The following is a 22,621-nucleotide window of genomic DNA, read 5'->3' on the forward strand; positions in this document are numbered from 1 at the left end:
TTCCTGAAATCTTGATTATCGCGTTTTCTGCACTTATTATTGCCGCTCTTTTTAATCATCAAACTTAATTTATAGGATCCTTATGGAACAAACAAAACTTGCAAATCCTGGCCCTTTGGGCTTAATGGGGTTTGGTATGACAACAATTTTATTAAATATTCATAATGCAGGATTTTTCCCTGTTATGACGGTTATTGTCTCGATGGGTATTTTTTATGGTGGCCTTGCACAAGTCATTGCTGGCATTTTAGAATTTCGAAAAGGCAATACGTTTGGCACTACAGCATTTACGTCTTATGGCTTCTTTTGGATTGCGTTAGTGGGCATTTGGTATTTACCGACCTCTGCTGCCACAGCACCATCTGATGCAACTTTTGTTGGTATTTTTCTTGCTTTATGGGGCATTTTTACTGGGTTTATGTTTATTGGTACGTTAAAAGGTAATAGAGCATTACAATTTGTTTTTGCGAGTTTAACCGTTTTATTTGCTTTATTAGCCATTGGTAACATTTCTGGTAATCATAGCATTATCCATATCGCTGGTTTTGAAGGTATTGTTTGCGGAGCAAGTGCAGTTTATCTTGCTATGGCTGAAGTAATTAATGAGCAATATGGCCGAACCATTCTACCAATTGGGGCACCAAAAGGCGCTACACATTAATTGGTATATCACATCTACCAAGTCATTTTGGTTGATGTGATTCATTTTTTCTTCACTAAACTTCCCTAAAAAAAGCTACTTTTACTATTTATCAGCGTTATCATTTATCAGGCTTCTACATATTGCAAGTAGTGATTGAGTGTGTTTTTCTATTACTTTATTCGGTAAGTGGCTATCTTTAGGCGAGTGCGCATTGTGTATAATAATTTTACTATTTTTATCGATACTTCCCGAGCTGATCATGATGTAATTTAGTAATTTTGTCTCCATTTGACCGGTATGAAAAGTAATATTTTCTACTTGTAGGTTTGATTGTTGTGGTTTTAAAAAAATTAGCGTTTCACTATTGCCAATACTGTCAATAAAAATAAATTTTTTGCTTTTTAGTTGTTTGGAATAACTTTCTAACATTTTTAAACCATATTGACTGCTATTACCACCATCATACAAAACAAAGGCTATTTTTTTCTTCTCTTTTTTATTGAGTTGGTTAATTAAATTAATGATGGTAATAATACTTGATGAGTTACAAACAAAATTCTTTTGGTTAGGAATACCACTTTTAAATTTCAATACGAAAAGAAATAATATAACAGTCGAAATGATTGAACTAATGCCCGAAATGCTGAAAAAACCATGATTACGAATATCAGGAACAAAAACAAAATAATTTAATATTAATGACACAATAAATAAAGAAAGGATAGGCGCAATACTAATAAAGTAGCTTAACTTGCTAAATTGTGGTGAAAATGCATAGTTTTTTTGAAGATTAAAGTTATTAAGACCTGTGTCATAATAAGTACAGATAATTAACTCTGCTTTATTTAAATCACCAATATAAGCATTGTAATAGTTTTCGTATCGCCGTGTTGCTAATTCCAATTTGGCAAGCTTAACGTCAACCATATAGCCTAATTGCATGAGTTCTTTAGATAATACTCTTAAAAAAGCCAACTTCTCTGTTGAAGAGAAGCGTTTGCCAAATATAATACAATATCGTAGAACAAGATCTTTAAATATTTCCATTATGATTAATAATCGATTTTAATTTAAAAAAAACTCAGCAATATAGTGAATATAATCGTATAAAACCATATTCACTATGATTTATATTATTAATGAGCATAATTACACGCATTAATAATCATCCTCATTATGAGCTTGATTAGGATGAATTATGTTAGCAATAGCATCTTGAATATTATCATGGCCTGCCTCAATACACTCTTTTGCTAACGCTTGTATTGTTAGTGATTCTCTATTGCATACGGCATTAATGATCATCGGTAAACTCATACCTGTAATGATGCGAACATTCATACCAAGATCATGCCATTCTGGCACACACCTCATTGATGCATTACAAGGAGATGCACCATATAGATCAACAAAAATGAGAATACCATCGCCCGAATCTAACGATCTAGAACAATTAAATATATCCGTTTTTAATTGATTAATATCTTGCCCTGGGTTAAGTGAGAGTGATTCAAATTTGTCTTGTTCTCCAACAATCATTTTAACACTATCTTTTATCCCATCAGCCATATTGCCATGGCTAATTAATAAAATACCTATCATATTTATTATCCTATATTATTCAAACATTTTGATTGCTTCATTTAATGTGACTTTTTTCAAAGAAGGTGTTGCTTGAAAGTAAATATCCATATTAGGAAAGCTTTTTTGTAAATCGATTAATAGATTAAGTTGCTCTTTGTTAATCGATACTTCTTTAATGACTGAAGTTGCCCCAGGTACTAGCGGTAAACCACCAATATTAAGATTTGTTATTGGTACGCCAGCTTTAATAATTTTATACATTACTTCAATATTTTTTGTAATTAAGATAACATTAAAATCATCGTACTTGCGATCATTCCAGTATCTTACCGCGCCATCTTCTTTTAATACTCTGATTTTATGACCCGTGCTAGCTCCTGCCCCTAAAATGATATTTTTGGTGAACTCATCATTTGCTGAATAATCATCGGCAACAAATAAAGCATTAGCACCAGCCGCTTTAGAAACGTTGGTTGCCACTTGACCGTGAATAAGGCGACTATCTACTCGAGCTAAAACAACTTTTCCCATAATTTAAAACCTCTTTTTTAATTATTTTATAAAATACCAATTGCAGCTAAAACACCAAGTATAATGGTTAATCCTACTAATGCCCTGGTTACTTTTAAACCTTTTTGGGAGAAATAAAAATACAATCCCATTACCACAATGAGGGGTAACGCACCAGGTAGAATCTTATCTAATGTATCTTGTATAACAAAATCTTTGCCTGATAAGGTGAATTTTAAACTTGAGGATACTTTAATATAGCTAGCGGCTAAGATACCCATCATAAATAAACCTAAAATAGATAAGCCTTCGATAAGCATCTGCATTTTGTTACCCACAACTTCTGTCGCAGCGTTTCTTCCTAATTTAAATCCGAGTTGAGCAAAATAATAGCCTACAAAAAGTTGGTAGATTACAAAGGCAAAGAAAGGGAATAGTGCGCCAATAGCCAACCCTTCTTGTGCCCAAGGGAGTGCAATTGCAATAAAAATATATTGTACTGTACCAGAATCAATAGCATCGCCAATGCCAGCTAAAGCCCCCATTAAACCAGCTTTAGTGTTATAAAGCACATCATTATCAATACTGATAGGTTTATTTTGATAAACTTCATCGGCTCTAACAGACTCAAGTGAGGCCATAATTCCCGAAATTGTCCCACCACCCCATGTTATTTGAGTATTAAAGAACAATAAATGTCTTTGATAGGCAGCAGCAAGTTCACTTTTTGATTTGTATAGTTTTTTAAGAATTGGCATTAATCCCCACATTAAAGATGCAGCTAGATAACGATCAAATGAGTGTGGGATTTCATTTGCATAATACCATCGTAACCAAGCAATTGTGATATCCTTTTTCGTGATAGCTTCTGGCTTTAGATCAATACTTTCTTGTACGATTTGTGTCATTATAATATTCCTCTATCTAATTTATTAATCGAATAACTACAGATTAATAATCGTCATCATCTTGATTATTATTTGGATTATTTCTAGGTTGCTCTGCCGCACAATTCACTGCTTCACTTTTTGCTAAAACAAAAATGAATGCAACAATGGCGCCAACAATGGCGTAGGTTACCATTGTTACATTAAGTGGTTTTGCAATTACCGCAATAAAATAAGCCAATAAAAAAAAGATGATGTAGCTCTTTTTACCAATAACATAAATGGTTAATGCTATACCTACCGCAGCAAGTCCACCCCCTATGACATTAAGGATATGAAAAACAAGCCCACCAGCATTTGATTTAATTACATCGGCAATAATCGGCGCACCAAAGTATAATGCGACAAACATAAATGGTATAAATAAAGCACAGCTACAAATAATGGGTAGTATGATTATGGAGAAAGTTAATTTTGAACTATTGGCTTCTTGCGCATATTTTTCAGTTAATTTCATAATCATAGTATTAAAGAAAAATCGTAGTTGATATAAATAAGAGCCTAATAAACCTACAGGGACAGCGACCGCAACAGCAGCTGTTGGTTCCATTTTTCCAAGTAATGCAACAGGAACAGCAACTGCTGTAGCAATGGAAGGCTCTGATGGCATTTGACCACCAGGAGAAAAGACGCCCATATAAATTAGCTGTATTGCAGCTGTTGTTATCATTGCATTTGCAATATCATTAAATACAATACCAACAATTAAACCAGTCATCATTGGAGTAAATCTTAACGTTAATGTTGCTCCCCCCAATCCCCGTGACATTACCATCGCAACCCATACAGAAATAATCGCTGCTTGCAGAAAAGTTACATGCATTTCTGGCATATATAAACTCCTTAATGTTTTTTATTATTACTTAACAATTTAAAATAAATCATTAAGAAACAACTGATTGAAGTTTTAACTTATTAACAAAATTCTCTACATCTTGCACACATTTTTCCCCCATACCTTGCAAACATTCAATTGCATAAGCGGAAGTATGTGGAGTAACAAGCACTTTAGGATGTTTAACTAAAGGATTATCGTTATATGCTGGTTCAGCATACATTACGTCAGTTGCATGCCCAGCGACAATACCACTATCAAGCGCAGTTAATAATGCGCTTTCATCAATCAATTCAGCTCTTGCGGTATTGGTGATATAAACACCTTTTTTCATTAAAGAGAATTGGTGCGCTGTTAAAATGTGGTAACTGGTTTCATTTAAGGATGCGTTTAAAGAGATGATGTCTGCATGTTGTAGTAGATAATTTAAATCAACAATTTCAATGTTATTTTCACTCGCCCACTGTTTATTGACATTAGGATCAACAACAAGTAGCTGGGCATTAAAACCATGTTTAAATATTTCTGCTACTCGGCTGCCAATGTTGCCACAGCCAATAACACCAACAACTTTACCAGTAACATTAATACCTAAAAAAGAGGCTCTATTTTTCCATTCATTTGACTTAACGGCAGCTTGGGATTGCACTGTTTTTCTAATTAATGCCAGCAAATTGGTTACTGCATTTTCAGCAACAGCATCGCGTTCAACCAATGGGGGAACAATAGTAACAATTGTGCCATGCTTTTTAGCTGCAATAATATCAACGTTATTAAACCCTATTCCATGGCGAGAAAGTAAAAATAGAGGATTTTTTCGATTATCAAAAAACTCTTTGTTAAAAAATGGTCTAACGCTTGCAATAAAAATATTGTATTCTTGCAATGTATTGGCTAATTCTTTACCAGAAATATTACTCTCGAAAGTGAAATGTTTCACTTCACCTATTTTTTCTAATCGATTTAGATGATCAGGAAAATATTTTCCAAAACTACTTGAGTTAATTATTGCAATTTTATAATTTTTCACGCAGCCCTCCTAATTAATAAATCATGTATCTTTATAAATTATGGATTGAAAAATAAATGTGATTTACTTCCCTTCTAATCATTATGTGACTGGTAACATTTAGTATAGTTTATTACTTTTGGTAAAAAATGAATTCAGATCACATATTTAAAAAATTTTCATTAACAACAGGTGTTATTTAATCAATCATAAGCCGTTGAGAATAAAAATTTTCAGATAAGTTTTGTGGAAAATAGCGATATGAAGTTAGCTATCAGCGGGATTGTATTCTTGTATTTTAGTCAATAAAAAAGGGCAATTATGCCCTTTTCAAACTTATTATTTCAAATCGGTTCATTACTTTTTATACGCATCATTATGAACACCAACCGCCGCACGACCAGATGGATCGTTTAGATTCTTAAATGATTCATCCCATTCAATTGCTTTAGCGGTTGAACAAGCAACAGTTGGTCCACCAGGTACGCAACGAGCGGCACTTTCAAGTGGGAATAATTCATCAAAAATTTCACGATACATATAAGCTTCTTTCGATGTTGGTGTATTGTATGGGAAGCGGAATTTTGCGTTTTCTAATTGCTGATCAGTAATTTTACTTTCAGCAATCTCTTTTAATGTATCGATCCAGCTATAACCAACACCGTCTGAGAATTGCTCTTTTTGACGCCAAATAACCGATGCAGGTAAGTAAGACTCAAATGCTTCACGTACAATGTGTTTTTCCATTTTGCCATTACTGCCACACATTTTATCTTTTGGATTAATGCGCATTGCGACATCTAAGAATTTTTTATCAAGGAATGGTACCCGAGCTTCAACTCCCCATGCTGCCATGGCTTTATTCGCTCGTGCACAATCATACATATGTAGCGCTGCTAATTTACGTACGGTTTCTTCATGGAATTCTTTTGCATTTGGCGCTTTATGGAAATAGAGATAACCACCAAACACTTCATCAGCACCTTCACCAGATAGTACCATTTTAATGCCCATTGCTTTGATTTTACGTGCCATTAAATACATTGGTGTAGATGCACGAATAGTGGTGACATCGTAAGTTTCAATAAAATAAATTACATCACGAATTGCATCAATCCCTTCTTGAATAGTAAAGTTAATTTCGTGGTGCACTGTGCCTAAATGATCAGCAACCGCTTGCGCAGCTTTAAGATCTGGGGCTCCTTTTAAGCCTACAGCAAATGAGTGTAATTGTGGCCACCATGCTTCAGATTTTTCATGATCTTCAACTCGGCGTGCTGAGAATTTTTTAGTGATTGCCGAAATGACCGAAGAATCAAGCCCACCTGATAATAAAACACCGTAAGGCACATCAGACATCAAGTGGCTTTTTACCGAATCTTCTAACGCAACACGAAGTGCATTAATATCGGTTTGATTATCTTTAACATTTTCGTAATCCATCCAGTCACGTTTGTAATAGGTTTTTATTTCACCTTCGGTGCTCGATAGATAGCATCCAGGAGGGAAAGCCTCAATGGTTTTACAAACTGGTACTAAGGCTTTCATTTCAGAGGCAACATAAAAGGTACCGTTTTCATCATGCCCTGTATACATTGGAATAATACCAATATGGTCACGACCAATAAAATAACTACCTTTATTGATGTCATAAAGAATAAAAGCAAACATGCCTTGTAATTCATCAAGACAATCAATTCCTTTTTCTTGATATAAAGCAAGAATGACTTCACAGTCAGAGCCTGTTTGAAATTCATAACGATCTTTATACTGATTTCGGAGTTCTTGATGATTGTAAATTTCGCCATTTACCGCTAAAACTAGGGTTTTATCTTTATTATAAAGGGGCTGAGATCCTGTATTGACATCCACAATTGATAAACGTTCATGAGCAAGAATAGCTTTATCAGACGCAAAAATACCAGACCAATCAGGACCGCGATGACGCTGTAGACATGATAACTCTAGTGCTTTTGTTCGTAGTTGTTCTGGATCTGATTTAATATCAAGAATACCTAAAATCGAACACATTGATTTTCTCCATTTCAAATCGCATAAGCGATACTATTACAAGTAAAAACTAATTAAATAAAAACTTTACCATCTTTTTATTAAATAGATAAATATAAAAAAGCGGTAAACAAACATTTAAGCAAACAGCATACACATTATTAATACACAATTAAAGTGTAATGTCGTTATACTTTCTCGGTTGTTGCAAAAAACAAATGATTATTTTATTAACCACTGACCTTGTCGTTTTATATATTGACCTGCTGGGGTCTTTTCTTGCGCTTTACTACCCGCTTTTTTTTCTACTTCATTTAAAGGGACATGGCTTTCATTAGACACTTTTTGGTATTGGGTTTTACGTGCCTGATTAATCAGTTGCGCAATTTCACTGGCATTGCCTTCATTTTTAACAACGCCTAAATAACCATCAGCCTGTTCACCAACAAGACCTTGCGCTTTGGCTTGGCTTAATGAATCCATGGCTTGCTCTAAATTTAATGCAAATGTAGAAAAAGATAATATAATGGACAATAATGCTATGGTTGCTTTTTTACAGATAGTCATAACAAACTCCTTAGTAAATACATCATATTTTATTAATTTGAGTGTGAATATAGATTGTTCTACTGACCACAATCAAAAGAATAGATGAAAATAAAACTTATACAATTAATATAATCCAGATTTATTGATTATATTATCTAATGCTTTATCGACCTTAATATTAATTTCATGGTCTATCTTAACGTTTAAATTGATATTAATTGGCTCGCTAGGTGCTTGTACTTTAACCGTCGGCGAACATCCGATTAACATACCTGCTAATACCATTATAACCATAACATTTCGCATCATAAAATAACCCCTTATTTTGAAGATTCTTTTTTTAAATGTGCTTGAATTCGTTTACGAACTGGTTCGCTAATTTGATCAGACAACTGTAAACTCATCAGCAATTTAGCCATGTTTTCTTCAAGATTGATATTTAAATTAACCGCTTTGCCATTTTCGACATCTAAATTGCTTCCTTGGATATTTAATCCAAGCTTGGCTATTTCGTTGGCATAATTAACAGTACCTTGTAACTTAGTATAATGAAAATTTTTAATAATATCAGTGAGTATTTTCATATTAGGGTTATTTTGTGCATAATTTTTCAAAGCAGAATTTTCAAACTGTAAATAGCCTTCATTGATTGTGGTTAACTGACCATTTTTAATCGCAATTTCAAACGCAGAGCCATCTTTTTTTTTCGCTTTTAGTAAAATAACGGGCAAATAACCATCAATTGTACCTACCCCAGCAAGTCCTTCAGCTGGGTATTTAGCAAGAATCTCTTTTAACTGTATTTGCTTTAGCCTTAAACTTAATTGTTGGGGTAATTTAGCTAAATTCAATTTACTTGGTTTAATAGACACAGAACCAGAAAAAATTGATGCTTGAGCTTTTTTCAAGTTTAGCTGCCCTTGAGCTATTGTCTTGAGTGGTGCGTTATAAATACCCGCTAATTTTACTTGCTCAAAGGCTATGCCTAAATTGACTTCTTGTATATTTAAAATAGGTACTGATGCAGTAAATTGATTATCTTTAATAACAATTTTGATGTTGCCTGTTGCTGATTTTATTTCGCTATTTTTGTAAATGCCATCGAATTTATTAACAATGAAATCAGTTGTGGTAGCTAATTTTTTACTTTCAATAGGAATAGCCGATTCAACTTTAAAGGTAAAAACGCTTTCTAAACGACCAAGTATCAGATCATCAGATAAATTAGCTTTTTCTAACATCAGTGAGGCATGACCAGAATTGACTAACATAAATTGATTACTGGAAATCCACCCCGTGAATGGCAAAGTTAATTGGCTATTTTCTATACCAAATTGGCTTAAATTACTGGTCAAAATACCATTTTGAATATCAATACGTGAATCCACCTCATTAAATAGTAAAGTGGTAGACAGTTTTGCCGAATATTGATTATTACTCGACACAGCTAATTGGATAGATTCTAACTGTTTAGTTGCATCAATTTTTACGTCAAATTGTTGGTTATTTTGTGCATAATATGTTAACGAATCGATATGAATTTTTTTCGGCAACCAATCAAGCATGGTTGAAATAGTGGAGAGGTCAAAATTAGCTTGATGCACGTCTTGAATTGTCGTATCAACAACTTTTTGCGTGGCTTTGACAAGCGCTTTTGCATCATTTGGTTGCCAGTAAATATCAATGTTTTTTGCCGATAACTGTGACCATGAGACAAGTAAATTTTTCGCTGTTACGGATAATTGAGACGGCTGAGATATAGTAAACTCATCAAAAGATAAGCCTTCAAAACTCATATTTATGCCATGCCAATCTATCGATAGATGATATTTTTCTTTAAATGATATCCAATAATGCCAACCACAAAAACCTAATATCAAATTGGTAAGCAAAATAATCAATAAAAACCAATAACGTTTTTTTAAGCGAACCATAGAAGTTCTCGGTTTGGCAAAAATAATTGCAGGCAACATCCTGCAATTACTATAGGTTAATTTTAAGATTGCTCACGCAGTGTAATATATGCAAGTGCCTTATCTATTCTTGCAAGCGTTCGCTTTTTTCCTACCGCAAAAACCGTCGCATCAACCGATGGTGATTGCCCTATGCCTGTTATGGCAACGCGTAGTGGCATGCCGACTTTTCCCATGCCAACATTGAGCTCTGTTGCTGTTGCTTCAATAGCATGGTGAATTTTATCAATTTGCCAATCAAAATCAGCAATTTCTGTAATTTTTGCTTTAATGGCTTCCAATGGCTCTTTAGCGACAGGACGTAGATGCTTTTTAGCTGCATCTGCATCGAAATCATCAAAATCCTGATAACAATAGGCACACGATTCAGCCATTTCTTTAAGGGTTTTACAACGTTCACCAAATAGTTTAATAATCGTAATAAGGTCAGGGCCTTTTGATAAATCATATCCTTGTTGATTCATATGCCATACTAAATGTTGAGCCACATAATCAGCGTCCAGATGATTAATATAATGATGGTTTAACCAAAGTAATTTTTCAGTGTTAAAGGCGCTGGCTGATTTGCTCACCGCACCTAATGAAAAATAGTTAATCATTTCAGGTACTGAGAAAATCTCTTGATCGCCATGAGACCAACCAAGGCGCACTAAATAGTTAAGTAGAGCTTCAGGCAAATAGCCATCATCACGATATTGCATTACACTTACCGCACCATGACGCTTAGATAATTTTTGTCCATCATCGCCTAAGATCATCGATACATGTCCATATTCAGGAATCGGTGCACCTAACGCTTTTAGAATATTAATCTGACGAGGTGTGTTATTAATATGATCTTCTCCACGAATAACGTGAGTAATTTCCATATCCCAATCATCAACTACTACACAAAAATTGTAGGTTGGTGAACCATCAGTGCGGCGAATAATAAGATCATCAAGTTCTCTATTGGCAATCTCAATCGGTCCTCGAATTAAATCATTAAAGATGACAGTGCCATCAATAGGGTTAGCAAAACGCACAACATGAGGTTCATTATGGCTGTGTTCTTTTTGTACTGAATCACAACGGCAATGTCCATCGTAACGCGCTTTTTCACCTTTTGCCATTTGTTCTTCGCGCAATTTTTCAAGCCGTTCTTTAGAACAATAGCAACGATAAGCTGTGCCGTTGGCTAACATTTCATCGATAACCTGATTGTAACGATCAAAACGTTTAGTTTGATAATAAGGACCTTCATCCCATGATAATTTTAACCAATTCATACCCTCCATAATCGCTTCAATCGCTTCTGGCGTTGAACGTTCAAGATCAGTATCTTCAATACGTAATACAAATGCACCTTTGGCATGGCGAGTATAGAGCCAAGAATAAAGCGCTGTACGTGCACCACCTACATGTAAATAGCCTGTTGGGCTAGGTGCAAAACGGGTTTTTATTTTCATGAAATAATCCTAATAATAACAAAAAAGCAAACTTAAATAGCCAAATGGCGACAAATGCCTTTTTATTCTGCCAATATTAACAAGCAGAATAACATGTTGATATCAATTCAATTTAGTTGCTTATTCTAACACGCCGAAAAGTTTGAGCAATAGTGCCATTAGTGCCAAAAAGTTACGCCATAATTTATAAAAAATTTTCCGTAAAATATGCGCTTTAACATAAAAAAGTGATTAACTATTTTATTTAAGGCTAACTTATTTGGCGCTGATTTGGCATTAATTAGTGTGCCTCATCCCAGTTATTGCCTATTCCCACGTCTACCTTTAATGGTACGGATAGTTGGTAACAATTTTCCATAATGGATTTTATTTGGTCACTATATTGCTCAACCAACTCCTCTTTTGCTTCAAATACGAGCTCATCGTGTACTTGCATTACCATCCTAATATTACCTACAGGCTGGCTTTTAATCCAGTCGCTTACCTTAATCATCGCTGTTTTGATAATATCAGCTGCTGTGCCCTGCATTGGCGCATTAATGGCGGCTCGTTCAGCTCCTCGGCGTTCAATGCCACTTCCTGATTTAATTTTAGGTAGATATAATCGTCGACCAGATAGCGTTTCAATATAACCTTGTTCTGTCGCTTGTTGGCGGATTTCGTCCATATACGTTTGAACACCTGGATAGCGTTCAAAATAGCGATCGATATAAAATTGGGCTTCTTTTCGAGCAATATTAATTTGTTTTGATAAGCCATATGCACTCATACCATAAATTAGCCCAAAGTTAACGGCTTTTGCTCGTCTTCGCTCTTCAGAAGTTACTTCAGATTCAGGTTTTCCCAAAATTTCGCTAGCTGTGACACGATGAATATCTTTGTTGTGAGAAAAAGCATCAAGTAAACTTTTATCTTGCGATAAGTGTGCCATGATACGCAATTCGATTTGTGAGTAGTCGGCAGAAATAATCTTATAACCTGTTGGTGCAATAAATGCCTGTCGAATTCGACGACCTTCTTCATTGCGAACAGGAATATTCTGTAAATTAGGCTCATTTGAAGACAATCGTCCTGTTATCGTACCAATTTGGTTATAATTAGTGTGTATCCGATGATCAACTGGGCTAAGCATTAATGGTAATTTATCAGTATAGGTATTTTTCAACTTAGCTAAGCTACGATAAAGTAAAATCATGCGTGGTAGCTCATATTGATTAGCTAGCTCGCTCAAAACCTCTTCACTAGTTGAAGGATCGCCTTTGGGCGTTTTTTTGAGTACTGGTAATTGATGCTTATCAAATAAAAGAACTTGAATTTGCTTAGGTGATGCTGGGTTAAATTTTTCACCTGCTAACAATTGTAACGTTTCTTGAATTTCGTTCAATTTGTTATTCAACTCAGCTGAATGCTTATTTAATAATTTAGCATCCACTAGAACGCCTGTTCTTTCCATTTCAGCTATTATAATAGCAAGTGGCATTTCAATATCAGTGAATAGTTTTTTTAATTTTTGGTTTTTTTCAAGAGTTGGCCATAACTTATGATGCAATTGCAATGTAATATCGGCATCTTCCGCAGCATATTGTGTGGTTTTTTCTACCTCAATAGCATCAATAGTAACTTGAATTTTATCAAATTTAGTTAATTCATCATAAGTAATCGTCTTGTGGTTCAAATAGCGATTGGCCAAACTATCCATATCATAACGTTCAGTGCTGTTTAGTACATAAGATTCAAGCATAGTGTCAAATGCGATACCTTGAACGGTTATGCCATAGTTGGCCAATACGCTGTAATCAAATTTTGCATTTTGAGCGATTTTTTTTATTTCTGGATTTTCAAGTATTGGTTTCAATTTAGCCAGAACATCATTGAGAGGAAGCTGTTTTGGAACACCTAAATATTGGTGAGCAAGTGGAATATAAGCCGCTTGGTAAGGTTCAACACTCAATGAGATACCAACTAATTTAGCGTGCACATGATCAACATTATCCGTTTCGGTATCAAAAGCAAATTGCTTGCTGTTGCTTAATTTGGTTATCCATTCATCGAGTTGTTCATTGGTTAATATACACTGGTAATCGGTTTCATTTTTTTGCAAAGTTGCTGTAGGTTGTTCTTGAGAAAATAAATCATCTTCAATCTCGACAACCATATTTTTTTGTTGCTTTAGGAAGGTACCTGCAATTAATTCTTTTTGCCAACGATGAAAACCATAATAACTAAATAACTCAATTAACGCATTAACGTCAATATTTCCGATCAATAATTGTTCATTGGTAAAATCTAATTTAACATCCGTTTTGATTGTTGCTAATAGATAAGAAAGTTCAGCATCATTCTGATTATCAATCAATTTTTGTTTTAAGGATTTAGCTCCTCGAATAGCCAATTTTTCAACATCATCTAATCGATTATAAATATCTTTTACACCATCAAATTGGGATAATAAACTTTGTGCTGTTTTTTCACCTACTCCAGGCACACCAGGAATATTATCGGAAGAATCACCTCTTAACGCTAAATAATCAATCATCTTTTCTGGTGGAACACCAAATTTTTCCATGACACCTTTTGAATCAAGAATGGTATTATTCATGGTATTAATAAGTGTAATTTTATCGCTTACTAACTGCGCCATATCTTTATCGCCAGTACTAATCAAGACTTCAAGATTTGCCTTTTCTGCTTGCCTAGCCAATGTACCAATTACATCATCTGCTTCAACACCTTCAACACAAAGCAGTGGTAGTCCCATCGCTTTTAAAATGGTATGAATAGGCTCAATTTGTGGGCGAAGATTTTCAGGCATCGCTTCACGAGTAGCTTTATATTCACTATAAATTTCGTTACGAAACGATCCGCCTTTAGCATCAAATACAACAGCAATATGTGTCGGATCGTATTGATTTAACAAGCTACGAATCATATTAATGACGCCAAAAATAGCGCCTGTTGGTTCACCTTTGGCATTAGTTAAAGGAGGGCATGCAAAAAAAGCACGGTAAAGATAAGAAGATCCATCAATTAAAATAATTGGTGTGTTATTTGGCATTATAGTTACCTAAACGTTATGCTATATAATAACTGACAGTATAACCTAATTAGTCATAATATTCTTATCATCATAGATAATATAATGTAAAGATGTTTCAGGTTAGTTAGACGTTTCAGCAAAAAACTATATATTGCACCACAAGTGTTATATAATATCGTATTCAATTTCACCTGAGTATTTGATAAATGACAGTATTAAGTCTTGCCGCGCAAAAAGTCAAAGATGCACTAGCAGCCAAAAATCTTGAAACTCCATCATGCCATCTAGCTATGAATAATAATGAGCGTAAAGCAAAAATCGAGGCTCATTTTCGTGAAATTATGAAATTAATGGAACTTGATTTGACGGATGACAGCCTTGCTCAGACCCCTCATCGTGTGTCAAAAATGTATGTTGATGAGATTTTTTCTGGCCTTTATTATGAAAATTTTCCGAAAATTACGTTAATCGACAATAAAATGCAAGTGGATGAGATGATTACCGTTCGTGACATTACATTAACTAGTGTATGTGAGCACCATTTTGTAACAATAGACGGTAAAGCAACGGTTTCTTATATTCCAAAAGATAAAGTAATTGGTCTGTCTAAAATCAATCGCATTGTTGAGTTTTTTTCACAGCGTCCCCAAGTACAAGAACGGTTAACCCAACAAATTTTAGTAGCTCTACAAACTTTGCTTGGTACGGTCAATGTTGCTGTTTCAATTGATGCCACTCACTACTGTGTAAAAGCAAGAGGAATTAAAGACTCTAGTAGCATCACAACAACTACTGCGCTTGGTGGTGGATTTAAAACTAATCCAAGCACAAGACAAGAGTTTTTACGGGCACTTAATCATTACTGATCTTACCAATGGTTATATTTGGTTAATTAAGTTTTGGACATTGGTCAACAATCAAGCTGTTGCCAAAACTAGTGCAAAAAGCTCGATAGAAAACCGTAATACCTAGCTTTATATTTCGTGCATCTTCAAGAAAGATTGGTATAATTCTTGGTTACTTAATATAAATAACATTGTTTTCATGAAGATTATCCGTGGTATAACTAATTTAAAAAATCAATTCTCTCAATGTGTTTTAACCTTGGGAAATTTTGATGGTGTTCATTTAGGGCACCAACAGTTAATTAACCATATTATTAAACAAGGTAAAAAGCGAAACTTGCCTACAGTTGTGATGTTGTTTGAGCCACAACCACTAGAGTTTTTTACACAAAATAATGCGCCCTCACGGTTGACTTCATTTCAGGAAAAAGTCATTTTTATTGAAAAATTTGGTGTTGACTATATTCTCGCAATTCCATTTACAAAAAAATTTGCTCACATGTCAGCGAATCATTTTATTCAAGATTGGTTGATTAATAAGCTGCAAGTTAAATATATCGCCATTGGTGATGATTTTCGATTTGGATTTGACCGTAAAGGAGATATAAACCTTTTACAGCAATATGCACATAACAACGATTTTATCGTCGAAAGTATGCCAACATTTGTTTGGAATAATTTTCGTATTAGTAGCACAGCTGTGCGCCAAGCACTTTTAAATAACGACTTTAAATTGGCTCATTGTCTTTTAGGTCGAGATTATACCATTCAAGGTCGCGTAATACATGGTAATGCTTTGGCAAGACAATTAGGTTTTCCAACCGCAAATATTCACTTACACCGAAAAAAGCCTGCACTACAAGGCGTCTATTTTGTTAAAGTTAGAAATATTTGTAATAATCAACTTTATGATGGCGTTGCCAATATTGGTTTAAGACCAACCATTAATGGAAAAAAGGCGATTTTAGAAGTGAATATATTTGACTTTTCGGATGATATTTATGGACAATATTTAGACATAACATTCATCGAAAAATTACGCGATGAGAAAAAATTTGATTCATTAGCAGAATTAAAACAACAAATTACACAAGATGTTTGCACTGCGAAAAATATCAGTGCACAATTAACCAATTAAAAAGTAGTATCAACAAATTTAACTGGAATAAATCAGCATGACAGACTATAAAAATACATTGAATCTACCTGAAACGGGGTTTCCTATGCGAGGCGATCTTGCTAAGCGCGAACCAGCAATGTTACAAAATTGGTACGATAAAGAACTTTATCGCAAAATTCGCTCTGCGAAAAAAGGTAAAAAAAGCTTTATTTTGCATGATGGTCCTCCTTATGCCAATGGGAAATTACATATTGGTCATGCCGTTAATAAAATCCTTAAAGACATTATTATCAAATCAAAAGGATTGAGTGGCTATAATTCACCTTATATCCCTGGATGGGATTGTCATGGTTTACCGATTGAGCAAAAAGTTGAGGAGCAAGTTGGTAAACCTGGGGTTAAAGTTTCGTCTGCTGAATTTCGCCAAATTTGCCGTGATTATGCGGCTTCACAAGTTGAACTACAAAAGGCGGATTTTATCCGTATGGGGGTATTGGGTGATTGGCAAAATCCTTACCGTACAATGGATTATAATACGGAAGCAAATATTATCCGCACTTTAGGTAACGTTATAAAAAATGGCCATTTAGTCAAAGGTGCTAAACCCGTCTATTGGTGTACGGATTGTATGTCATCTTTGGCAGAAGCTGAGGTGGAATATTATGATAAATCATCGCCAGCAATTGATGTAAAATTTAAAGCGGTCGATAATCAAGCTATAGCAAATAAATTTGGTATCAATACCGACTTAACGATTTATGCTGTAATTTGGACTACCACACCTTGGACTTTACCAGCAAGTCGAGGAATTGCTTTAAATACTGATTTTGAATATCAGCTTGTTCAAGTCAATGATAAAGAATGCTTAATTTTAGCAGCTGATTTAGTTGAATCTGTGATGAAACGAGCCAATATCAGTGAATGGAAAGTGTTAGGTAGCTGTCACGGTGATGCGCTTGAGTTATTGCGTTTTAAACATCCATTCCTTGATTTTGATGAGCCAGTTGTACTTGGTGATCACGTTACTATTGATGCTGGTACTGGTGCAGTACACACCGCCCCTGGTCATGGGGTAGAAGACTTTATGGTAGGTCAAAAATATGGACTTGAAGTCGCCAATCCTGTTGGTGGTAATGGTTGCTACTTATCAGGAACAGGTGCAGGTTTAGACGGGTTATTTGTATTTAAAGCGAATAAAGTCATTGTTGAGATCTTAAAAGAACATAATGCATTATTACACTTTGAAAATATTGAACATAGCTATCCATGTTGTTGGCGCCATAAAACACCTGTTATTTTTCGTGCGACACCGCAATGGTTTATTAGCATGGAAAAGCAAGATTTGCGCTTGCAATCATTAGAAGAAATTAAACAAGTGCGTTGGATCCCGGATTGGGGACAAGCGCGCATTGAAACTATGGTTGCTAATCGCCCAGACTGGTGTATTTCTCGTCAGCGTACGTGGGGTGTACCTATGACATTGTTTGTACACAAAGAGACTGAGGAACTTCACCCAGACACATTAGCTTTAATTGAAAAAATAGCTAAGTTAGTTGAAAAAGATGGCATTCAAGCTTGGTGGGATGCGGACATTAAAGATCTTCTCGGTCCAGATGCTGATGATTATCGCAAAGTTCCTGATACGTTAGATGTTTGGTTTGATTCTGGATCTACTTTTTCATCGGTGGTTCGCGCTCGTCCAGAATTCGAAGGTCATGATGCCGACATATATTTAGAAGGTTCAGATCAACATCGTGGTTGGTTTATGTCTTCGTTAATGTTATCTACTGCAATTGATAACAAAGCGCCTTATAAGCAAGTGCTTACTCATGGTTTTGTGGTTGATGGACAAGGTCGTAAGATGTCTAAATCTCTCGGTAATATCGTTACCCCCCAAGAAGTGATGAATAAGCTTGGTGCCGATATTTTACGTTTATGGATTGCATCTACCGATTATTCGGGTGAAATGAGTTATTCAGATGAAATTATCAAACGAGCGGCGGATAGCTATCGTCGTATTCGTAATACTGCTCGCTTTTTGCTAGCGAATTTAAATGGATTTGATCCAGTGACCGATATGGTTAAGCCAGATGATATGGTTGTACTTGATCGTTGGGCGGTGAGCATGGCGAAAGAAGCACAAGAACACATTATTCAGGCATATGAAAATTATGATTTCCATAAAGTTGTACAACGCATTATGCAATTTTGTTCAATCGAAATGGGATCATTTTATTTAGATATCATTAAAGATCGTCAGTACACAGCCAAAAGTGATAGTATTGCACGCCACAGTTGTCAAACCGCTTTATATCATATTGCTCAAGCTATGGTTCGCTGGATTGCTCCGATCTTATCATTTACTGCAGATGAAATCTGGCAATACTTACCAGCAGCAGAAAAACAAGAATTCGTTTTTGAAGATGAATGGTATAGCGCATTATTTGCATTATCGGATAATGAAACCTTGAATAGTGAATACTGGTCGAAAATTTTAACAATTCGTAGCGAAGTGAATAAAGTACTTGAACAAGGTCGTAATGATAAAGTAATCGGTGGTGCACTTGAAGCGGCCGTTACTCTTTATGCTGATGAAGAGATTGCTACAACATTAGCTAAATTAGAAAATGAATTGCGTTTTGTTTTACTTACATCACAAGCTAACGTTAAACCATTACAAACAGCACCAGAAAACGCTGTACAAAGTGATATTCAAGGGCTGAAAATTGAGTTGACCAAAGCACAAGGCGATAAATGCCCTCGTTGTTGGCACTACACAACAGATAATGAACCAACAACCCATTTATGTAAGCGTTGTGAGGAAAACATCCATGGCAATGGCGAGATAAGGTATTTTGCATAAGCAATAATAAAGCCATTTAACGCACAAAATCAGCTATAGCGATCCCTATAGCAACTTAGTACCCTTTCCGCCGACGATTGTCGGCGGAAATATAATAATGAGCATAAATTATATGAAAAAAGATAACGGACTTTACTGGTTATTATTTGCAATCATTGTTTTTATCATTGATATAACAAGTAAATTTTGGATTATAAATAACTTCTCGTTATTTGAATCAGTGAACCTTCTACCCTTCTTCTCGATCACTTATGTCCGCAACATTGGGGCTGCCTTTAGCATTTTTGAAGGTCAACGTACAATGCTTGCTGTTTTTGCTTTGATAATCAGTGCCGTGATTATGCACATGTTATACCGCAATAGTCGTAAACAAAAATTAGAGAACCTTTCATTATCACTGATTCTGGGAGGAGCATTTGGTAATTTATTTGATCGTATTTACCATGGTTTTGTGGTTGACTTTTTAGATGTTAACTTTGGTAATTGGCATTATCCAACCTTTAATATTGCTGACTGTGCAATTTGTGCGGGTATTGGCTTATTTATTTTCTGTAATTACAAAAAACCGAAGAAGACAGCATAACATGCAAATTATTTTAGCCAACCCTCGTGGATTTTGTGCAGGTGTTGATCGTGCTATCACCATTGTTGAACGTGCACTAGAGTTATTTGGTGCACCCGTTTATGTCCGCCACGAGGTTGTACATAATCGCTACGTTGTCAATCGCCTAAAAGAATTAGGTGCGATTTTTATTGAAGATATTAATGAAGTTCCTGACAACACGATTCTTATATTTTCAGCACATGGTGTATCTAAAGCCGTTCGAGAAGAAGCAAAACAACGTAAGTTGCGCGTTTTTGATGCGACTTGCCCACTCGTGACTAAGGTACATATGGAAGTTGCTCGATCTAGTTATCGTGGCGAAGAAGTCATTTTAATCGGTCATGCTGGCCACATTGAGGTTGATGGGACAATGGGGCAGTATAATAATCCTGAAGGTGGTATCTATTTAGTCGAATCGATAGATGATGTACAAAAACTACAAGTAAAAAACGAAAATAACCTTTGCTTTACCACTCAAACAACTTTATCGGTTGATGATACTGCCGAGATCATTGTCGCTTTAAAAAAACGTTTTCCTGATATTCGTAGTCCACGTAAAAATGATATTTGCTATGCCACAACCAATCGCCAACAAGCGGTAAAACAGCTATCCTCGCGCGCAGATATTGTTTTGGTCGTCGGTTCTAAAAATTCATCTAATTCAAATCGTCTAGCAGAGCTTGCTAGACGCAATAGTAAACAGGCTTATTTAATTGATTTTGCTTCAGACATCCAAAAAGAATGGTTAGTAAACGCGCATACCATAGGGGTAACCGCTGGTGCTTCTGCTCCCGATATCTTAGTGCAACAAGTCATTGATCACTTGAAAAGTCTTGGTTGTACATCACTCATTGAAACAGATGGTATTTTAGAAAATATCACTTTTGAAATTCCTAAAGAATTACGCATCGATGTCAAATCTAGCTAATTATTTAGTAATAGCTTTAAGTCGCTCAAATTTCAAGAGTAATTGCTCTTGTGTTTCAACGTGTTGAGGATCGGCTATAATTGCATTTTGAATAGGGCAAACGCGCTGGCAAGTAGAATGATCATAATAACCCACACATTCCGTACATTTATTCGGATCGATTTCATATGTGTCAAAGCCCATTGAGATAGCCTCGTTTGGGCACTCAGGCTCACACATATCACAATTGATACATTTTGATGTTATTTTTAGCGCCATTGCTTTGTTATCTTCATCAACTCTATAAATTTGCGCCATTATAGCGCAATCGCAAATAAATCAGAATAAAGATCACATTATGGCTGATTGGGTCGTTCAATTATTGTAAAAAAGTTTCAGAAAAATATGCGTTGTAGTATAAAATGAATAACTTATATTAGATAATTTTCATAATTATTACAATTTATTAAGAATAGTTATCAATTTCATTTTTATTTATTGCGATACAATGTCGAAAAAATAATAACAAAACATAAGGATGAAAAAGATTGTTAAAGTTTTTTAAAAAAAAGTATTTATTCATAGCCGTCATTACTTTTGCAATTATTTATATTACAAAAATAATTTTTTTCTCTTCGCAAACGACAGTTAATTATATTACGTCACCGGCAACAAAAGGCAATATTGAAAAAACAGTCCTAGCAGATGGGACAATTAGTGCATTTAAACAAGTCAGTGTTGGTGCTCAAGTTTCGGGTCAAATTAAAAAGCTTTATGTTGAATTGGGTGATGAAGTTAAACAAGGCGATATGATTGCCGAGATTGACGATCTTAAACAAAGTAATGATTTAAAACAATCAGAAGCATCACTCAATAGTTTAGAAGCACAACGTGAAGCTAAAAAAGCAAAATTAATTAACTATCAATTAACCTATGATCGCCATCGCAAGTTGGTTAATAAAGGCGTTGGTGTTCAATCTGATTTGGATGCAGCAAAAGCTGAGCTTGATGTAATTAAAGCCGATATTGCAGCACTTGATGCCGATATTGTTAAGGCACAAGTTGCCGTAGATACAGCGAAAGTGAACTTAGGATATACTAAAATTCGCTCACCTATTGATGGTATAATTGTCGCAATTCCAGTCGATGAAGGGCAAACAGTCAACTCCGTGCAAAGTGCACCAACCATAGTTAAAGTAGCTCAGCTTGATAAAATGACCATTGAGGCACAAATTTCTGAAGCTGATGTGGTTAATGTTAAAAAAGGAATGCCAGTTTATTTTACTATTTTAGGTCAACCTAATAGGCGTTTTGATGGTTTAACTCTGCGCGCAATCGAGCCTGCGCCAGACTCGATTAATACAGAGGCAATCTCGTCAAGCTCATCATCCACAAAAAGTGCAATTTATTACAATGGGTTATTTGATGTGGATAATCCCGATCATATTTTAAGAATTTCAATGACAGCGCAAGTTTATATCGTTTTGTCCGAAGCAAAAGATGTGTTAACTATTCCTTCCCAAGCAATCCAAAAAAAATTAGACAAAAATAAAGCGATTATTTATCTGTTAAATAAATATAAAGAAATTGAAGAGCGTGAGGTTATTGTGGGTGCCGATAACAATATCAATGTTGAAATAAAATCAGGTATTAAAGAAGGTGATATTGTTGTGGTCAGTAGTGCTAATGGCGCTTCAATAGGCAATAATGCAAGATCACCAAGGATTCGATTCTAAC

Annotated in this window: 20 protein-coding genes; 7 read left to right on the plus strand and 13 right to left on the minus strand. The window is 35.1% G+C overall.

Annotated elements, in window-relative coordinates; translation table 11 throughout:
* Window positions 1–82 precede the first annotated feature (82 nt).
* Window positions 83–661, plus strand: coding sequence for an acetate uptake transporter (satP, locus tag A9G28_RS00885; RefSeq protein WP_065579491.1), 579 nt, complete (start codon window positions 83–85; stop codon window positions 659–661).
* An 84-nt stretch (window positions 662–745) separates the two neighbouring features.
* Here the strand turns inward: satP and A9G28_RS00890 are convergent, their stop codons facing one another.
* The 12 genes from A9G28_RS00890 to polA form a co-directional block, all read right to left on the minus strand.
* Window positions 746–1,690 carry a hypothetical protein gene (locus A9G28_RS00890; RefSeq protein ID WP_141674655.1) on the minus strand — a complete coding sequence of 315 codons (945 nt, stop codon included), beginning with the start codon at window positions 1,688–1,690 and terminating at the stop codon, window positions 746–748.
* A 111-nt stretch (window positions 1,691–1,801) separates the two neighbouring features.
* Window positions 1,802–2,245, minus strand: coding sequence for a PTS sugar transporter subunit IIA (locus A9G28_RS00895; protein ID WP_065579493.1), 444 nt, complete (start codon window positions 2,243–2,245; stop codon window positions 1,802–1,804).
* A gap of 15 nt (window positions 2,246–2,260) precedes the next feature.
* Entirely contained in the window at window positions 2,261–2,758 is a 498-nt protein-coding gene (locus tag A9G28_RS00900; RefSeq protein WP_065579494.1) for a PTS system mannose/fructose/N-acetylgalactosamine-transporter subunit IIB, read from the minus strand.
* A 26-nt stretch (window positions 2,759–2,784) separates the two neighbouring features.
* The gene (locus A9G28_RS00905) at window positions 2,785–3,645 is read right to left on the minus strand and encodes a PTS system mannose/fructose/sorbose family transporter subunit IID (protein WP_065566098.1); all 861 of its coding nucleotides are present in this window, start codon (window positions 3,643–3,645) and stop codon (window positions 2,785–2,787) included.
* Between the two features lie 43 nt (window positions 3,646–3,688).
* Window positions 3,689–4,507, minus strand: coding sequence for a PTS sugar transporter subunit IIC (locus tag A9G28_RS00910; protein WP_081301473.1), 819 nt, complete (start codon window positions 4,505–4,507; stop codon window positions 3,689–3,691).
* 61 nt (window positions 4,508–4,568) lie between these two features.
* Complete coding sequence (locus A9G28_RS00915; RefSeq protein WP_065566096.1) at window positions 4,569–5,549, minus strand: D-isomer specific 2-hydroxyacid dehydrogenase family protein; 981 nt, start codon at window positions 5,547–5,549, stop codon at window positions 4,569–4,571.
* Between the two features lie 336 nt (window positions 5,550–5,885).
* Window positions 5,886–7,559 carry an asparagine synthase B gene (gene asnB / locus A9G28_RS00920; protein ID WP_065566095.1) on the minus strand — a complete coding sequence of 558 codons (1,674 nt, stop codon included), beginning with the start codon at window positions 7,557–7,559 and terminating at the stop codon, window positions 5,886–5,888.
* Window positions 7,560–7,760: 201 nt separating this feature from the next.
* Window positions 7,761–8,105 (minus strand): YdbL family protein, encoded by a 345-nt coding sequence (locus tag A9G28_RS00925; protein ID WP_065579496.1) that lies wholly within the window; start codon window positions 8,103–8,105, stop codon window positions 7,761–7,763.
* 105 nt (window positions 8,106–8,210) lie between these two features.
* The gene (locus A9G28_RS00930) at window positions 8,211–8,396 is read right to left on the minus strand and encodes a YnbE family lipoprotein (RefSeq protein WP_218056985.1); all 186 of its coding nucleotides are present in this window, start codon (window positions 8,394–8,396) and stop codon (window positions 8,211–8,213) included.
* An 11-nt stretch (window positions 8,397–8,407) separates the two neighbouring features.
* Window positions 8,408–10,060 carry an intermembrane phospholipid transport protein YdbH family protein gene (locus tag A9G28_RS00935; RefSeq protein ID WP_065579497.1) on the minus strand — a complete coding sequence of 551 codons (1,653 nt, stop codon included), beginning with the start codon at window positions 10,058–10,060 and terminating at the stop codon, window positions 8,408–8,410.
* A 23-nt stretch (window positions 10,061–10,083) separates the two neighbouring features.
* A complete protein-coding gene (gene gltX / locus A9G28_RS00940) occupies window positions 10,084–11,508 on the minus strand; it encodes a glutamate--tRNA ligase (protein WP_065579498.1) in 1,425 nt (474 codons plus the stop codon).
* A gap of 280 nt (window positions 11,509–11,788) precedes the next feature.
* The gene (polA, locus tag A9G28_RS00945) at window positions 11,789–14,563 is read right to left on the minus strand and encodes a DNA polymerase I (protein WP_065579499.1); all 2,775 of its coding nucleotides are present in this window, start codon (window positions 14,561–14,563) and stop codon (window positions 11,789–11,791) included.
* Window positions 14,564–14,751: 188 nt separating this feature from the next.
* Here polA and folE point away from each other — a divergent pair, with 188 nt between their 5' ends.
* The 5 genes from folE to ispH all read left to right on the plus strand — a co-directional run bounded on the left by folE (window position 14,752) and on the right by ispH (window position 20,905).
* A complete protein-coding gene (gene folE, locus A9G28_RS00950; protein WP_065566090.1) occupies window positions 14,752–15,411 on the plus strand; it encodes a GTP cyclohydrolase I FolE in 660 nt (219 codons plus the stop codon).
* 178 nt (window positions 15,412–15,589) lie between these two features.
* Entirely contained in the window at window positions 15,590–16,528 is a 939-nt protein-coding gene (gene ribF, locus A9G28_RS00955) for a bifunctional riboflavin kinase/FAD synthetase (RefSeq protein ID WP_065566089.1), read from the plus strand.
* A 37-nt stretch (window positions 16,529–16,565) separates the two neighbouring features.
* The gene (gene ileS / locus A9G28_RS00960) at window positions 16,566–19,373 is read left to right on the plus strand and encodes an isoleucine--tRNA ligase (RefSeq protein ID WP_065579500.1); all 2,808 of its coding nucleotides are present in this window, start codon (window positions 16,566–16,568) and stop codon (window positions 19,371–19,373) included.
* A gap of 112 nt (window positions 19,374–19,485) precedes the next feature.
* Entirely contained in the window at window positions 19,486–19,956 is a 471-nt protein-coding gene (gene lspA / locus A9G28_RS00965; RefSeq protein WP_065566087.1) for a signal peptidase II, read from the plus strand.
* Between the two features lies 1 nt (window position 19,957).
* Complete coding sequence (gene ispH / locus A9G28_RS00970; RefSeq protein ID WP_065566086.1) at window positions 19,958–20,905, plus strand: 4-hydroxy-3-methylbut-2-enyl diphosphate reductase; 948 nt, start codon at window positions 19,958–19,960, stop codon at window positions 20,903–20,905.
* On the opposite strand, the gene A9G28_RS00975 is transcribed toward ispH, so the two are convergent.
* On the minus strand, window positions 20,906–21,163 hold the full coding sequence (locus A9G28_RS00975) for a YfhL family 4Fe-4S dicluster ferredoxin (protein ID WP_065566157.1): 258 nt from the start codon (window positions 21,161–21,163) through the stop codon (window positions 20,906–20,908).
* A 269-nt stretch (window positions 21,164–21,432) separates the two neighbouring features.
* On the opposite strand from A9G28_RS00975, the gene A9G28_RS00980 reads away from it, so the two are divergent.
* The gene (locus A9G28_RS00980; RefSeq protein WP_065579501.1) at window positions 21,433–22,620 is read left to right on the plus strand and encodes an efflux RND transporter periplasmic adaptor subunit; all 1,188 of its coding nucleotides are present in this window, start codon (window positions 21,433–21,435) and stop codon (window positions 22,618–22,620) included.
* The last annotated feature ends 1 nt before the right edge of the window (window position 22,621 follow it).

Origin of the sequence: Gilliamella sp. Fer1-1 (assembly GCF_001690825.1) — a bacterium.
GTDB lineage: Bacteria > Pseudomonadota > Gammaproteobacteria > Enterobacterales > Orbaceae > Gilliamella > Gilliamella apicola_C.

Coding starts and splice junctions, on each gene's coding strand:
- gltX (WP_065579498.1), bottom strand. CDS start 11,508: ATGAAAATAAAAACCCGTTTTGCACCTAGCCCAACAGGCTATTTACAT.
- A9G28_RS00935 (WP_065579497.1), bottom strand. CDS start 10,060: ATGTTGCCTGCAATTATTTTTGCCAAACCGAGAACTTCTATGGTTCGC.
- folE (WP_065566090.1), top strand. CDS start 14,752: ATGACAGTATTAAGTCTTGCCGCGCAAAAAGTCAAAGATGCACTAGCA.
- A9G28_RS00975 (WP_065566157.1), bottom strand. CDS start 21,163: ATGGCGCTAAAAATAACATCAAAATGTATCAATTGTGATATGTGTGAG.
- A9G28_RS00905 (WP_065566098.1), bottom strand. CDS start 3,645: ATGACACAAATCGTACAAGAAAGTATTGATCTAAAGCCAGAAGCTATC.
- polA (WP_065579499.1), bottom strand. CDS start 14,563: ATGCCAAATAACACACCAATTATTTTAATTGATGGATCTTCTTATCTT.
- satP (WP_065579491.1), top strand. CDS start 83: ATGGAACAAACAAAACTTGCAAATCCTGGCCCTTTGGGCTTAATGGGG.
- A9G28_RS00910 (WP_081301473.1), bottom strand. CDS start 4,507: ATGCATGTAACTTTTCTGCAAGCAGCGATTATTTCTGTATGGGTTGCG.
- A9G28_RS00895 (WP_065579493.1), bottom strand. CDS start 2,245: ATGATAGGTATTTTATTAATTAGCCATGGCAATATGGCTGATGGGATA.
- A9G28_RS00900 (WP_065579494.1), bottom strand. CDS start 2,758: ATGGGAAAAGTTGTTTTAGCTCGAGTAGATAGTCGCCTTATTCACGGT.
- ribF (WP_065566089.1), top strand. CDS start 15,590: ATGAAGATTATCCGTGGTATAACTAATTTAAAAAATCAATTCTCTCAA.
- A9G28_RS00890 (WP_141674655.1), bottom strand. CDS start 1,690: ATGGAAATATTTAAAGATCTTGTTCTACGATATTGTATTATATTTGGC.
- asnB (WP_065566095.1), bottom strand. CDS start 7,559: ATGTGTTCGATTTTAGGTATTCTTGATATTAAATCAGATCCAGAACAA.
- A9G28_RS00925 (WP_065579496.1), bottom strand. CDS start 8,105: ATGACTATCTGTAAAAAAGCAACCATAGCATTATTGTCCATTATATTA.
- ispH (WP_065566086.1), top strand. CDS start 19,958: ATGCAAATTATTTTAGCCAACCCTCGTGGATTTTGTGCAGGTGTTGAT.
- ileS (WP_065579500.1), top strand. CDS start 16,566: ATGACAGACTATAAAAATACATTGAATCTACCTGAAACGGGGTTTCCT.
- A9G28_RS00930 (WP_218056985.1), bottom strand. CDS start 8,396: ATGATGCGAAATGTTATGGTTATAATGGTATTAGCAGGTATGTTAATC.
- lspA (WP_065566087.1), top strand. CDS start 19,486: ATGAAAAAAGATAACGGACTTTACTGGTTATTATTTGCAATCATTGTT.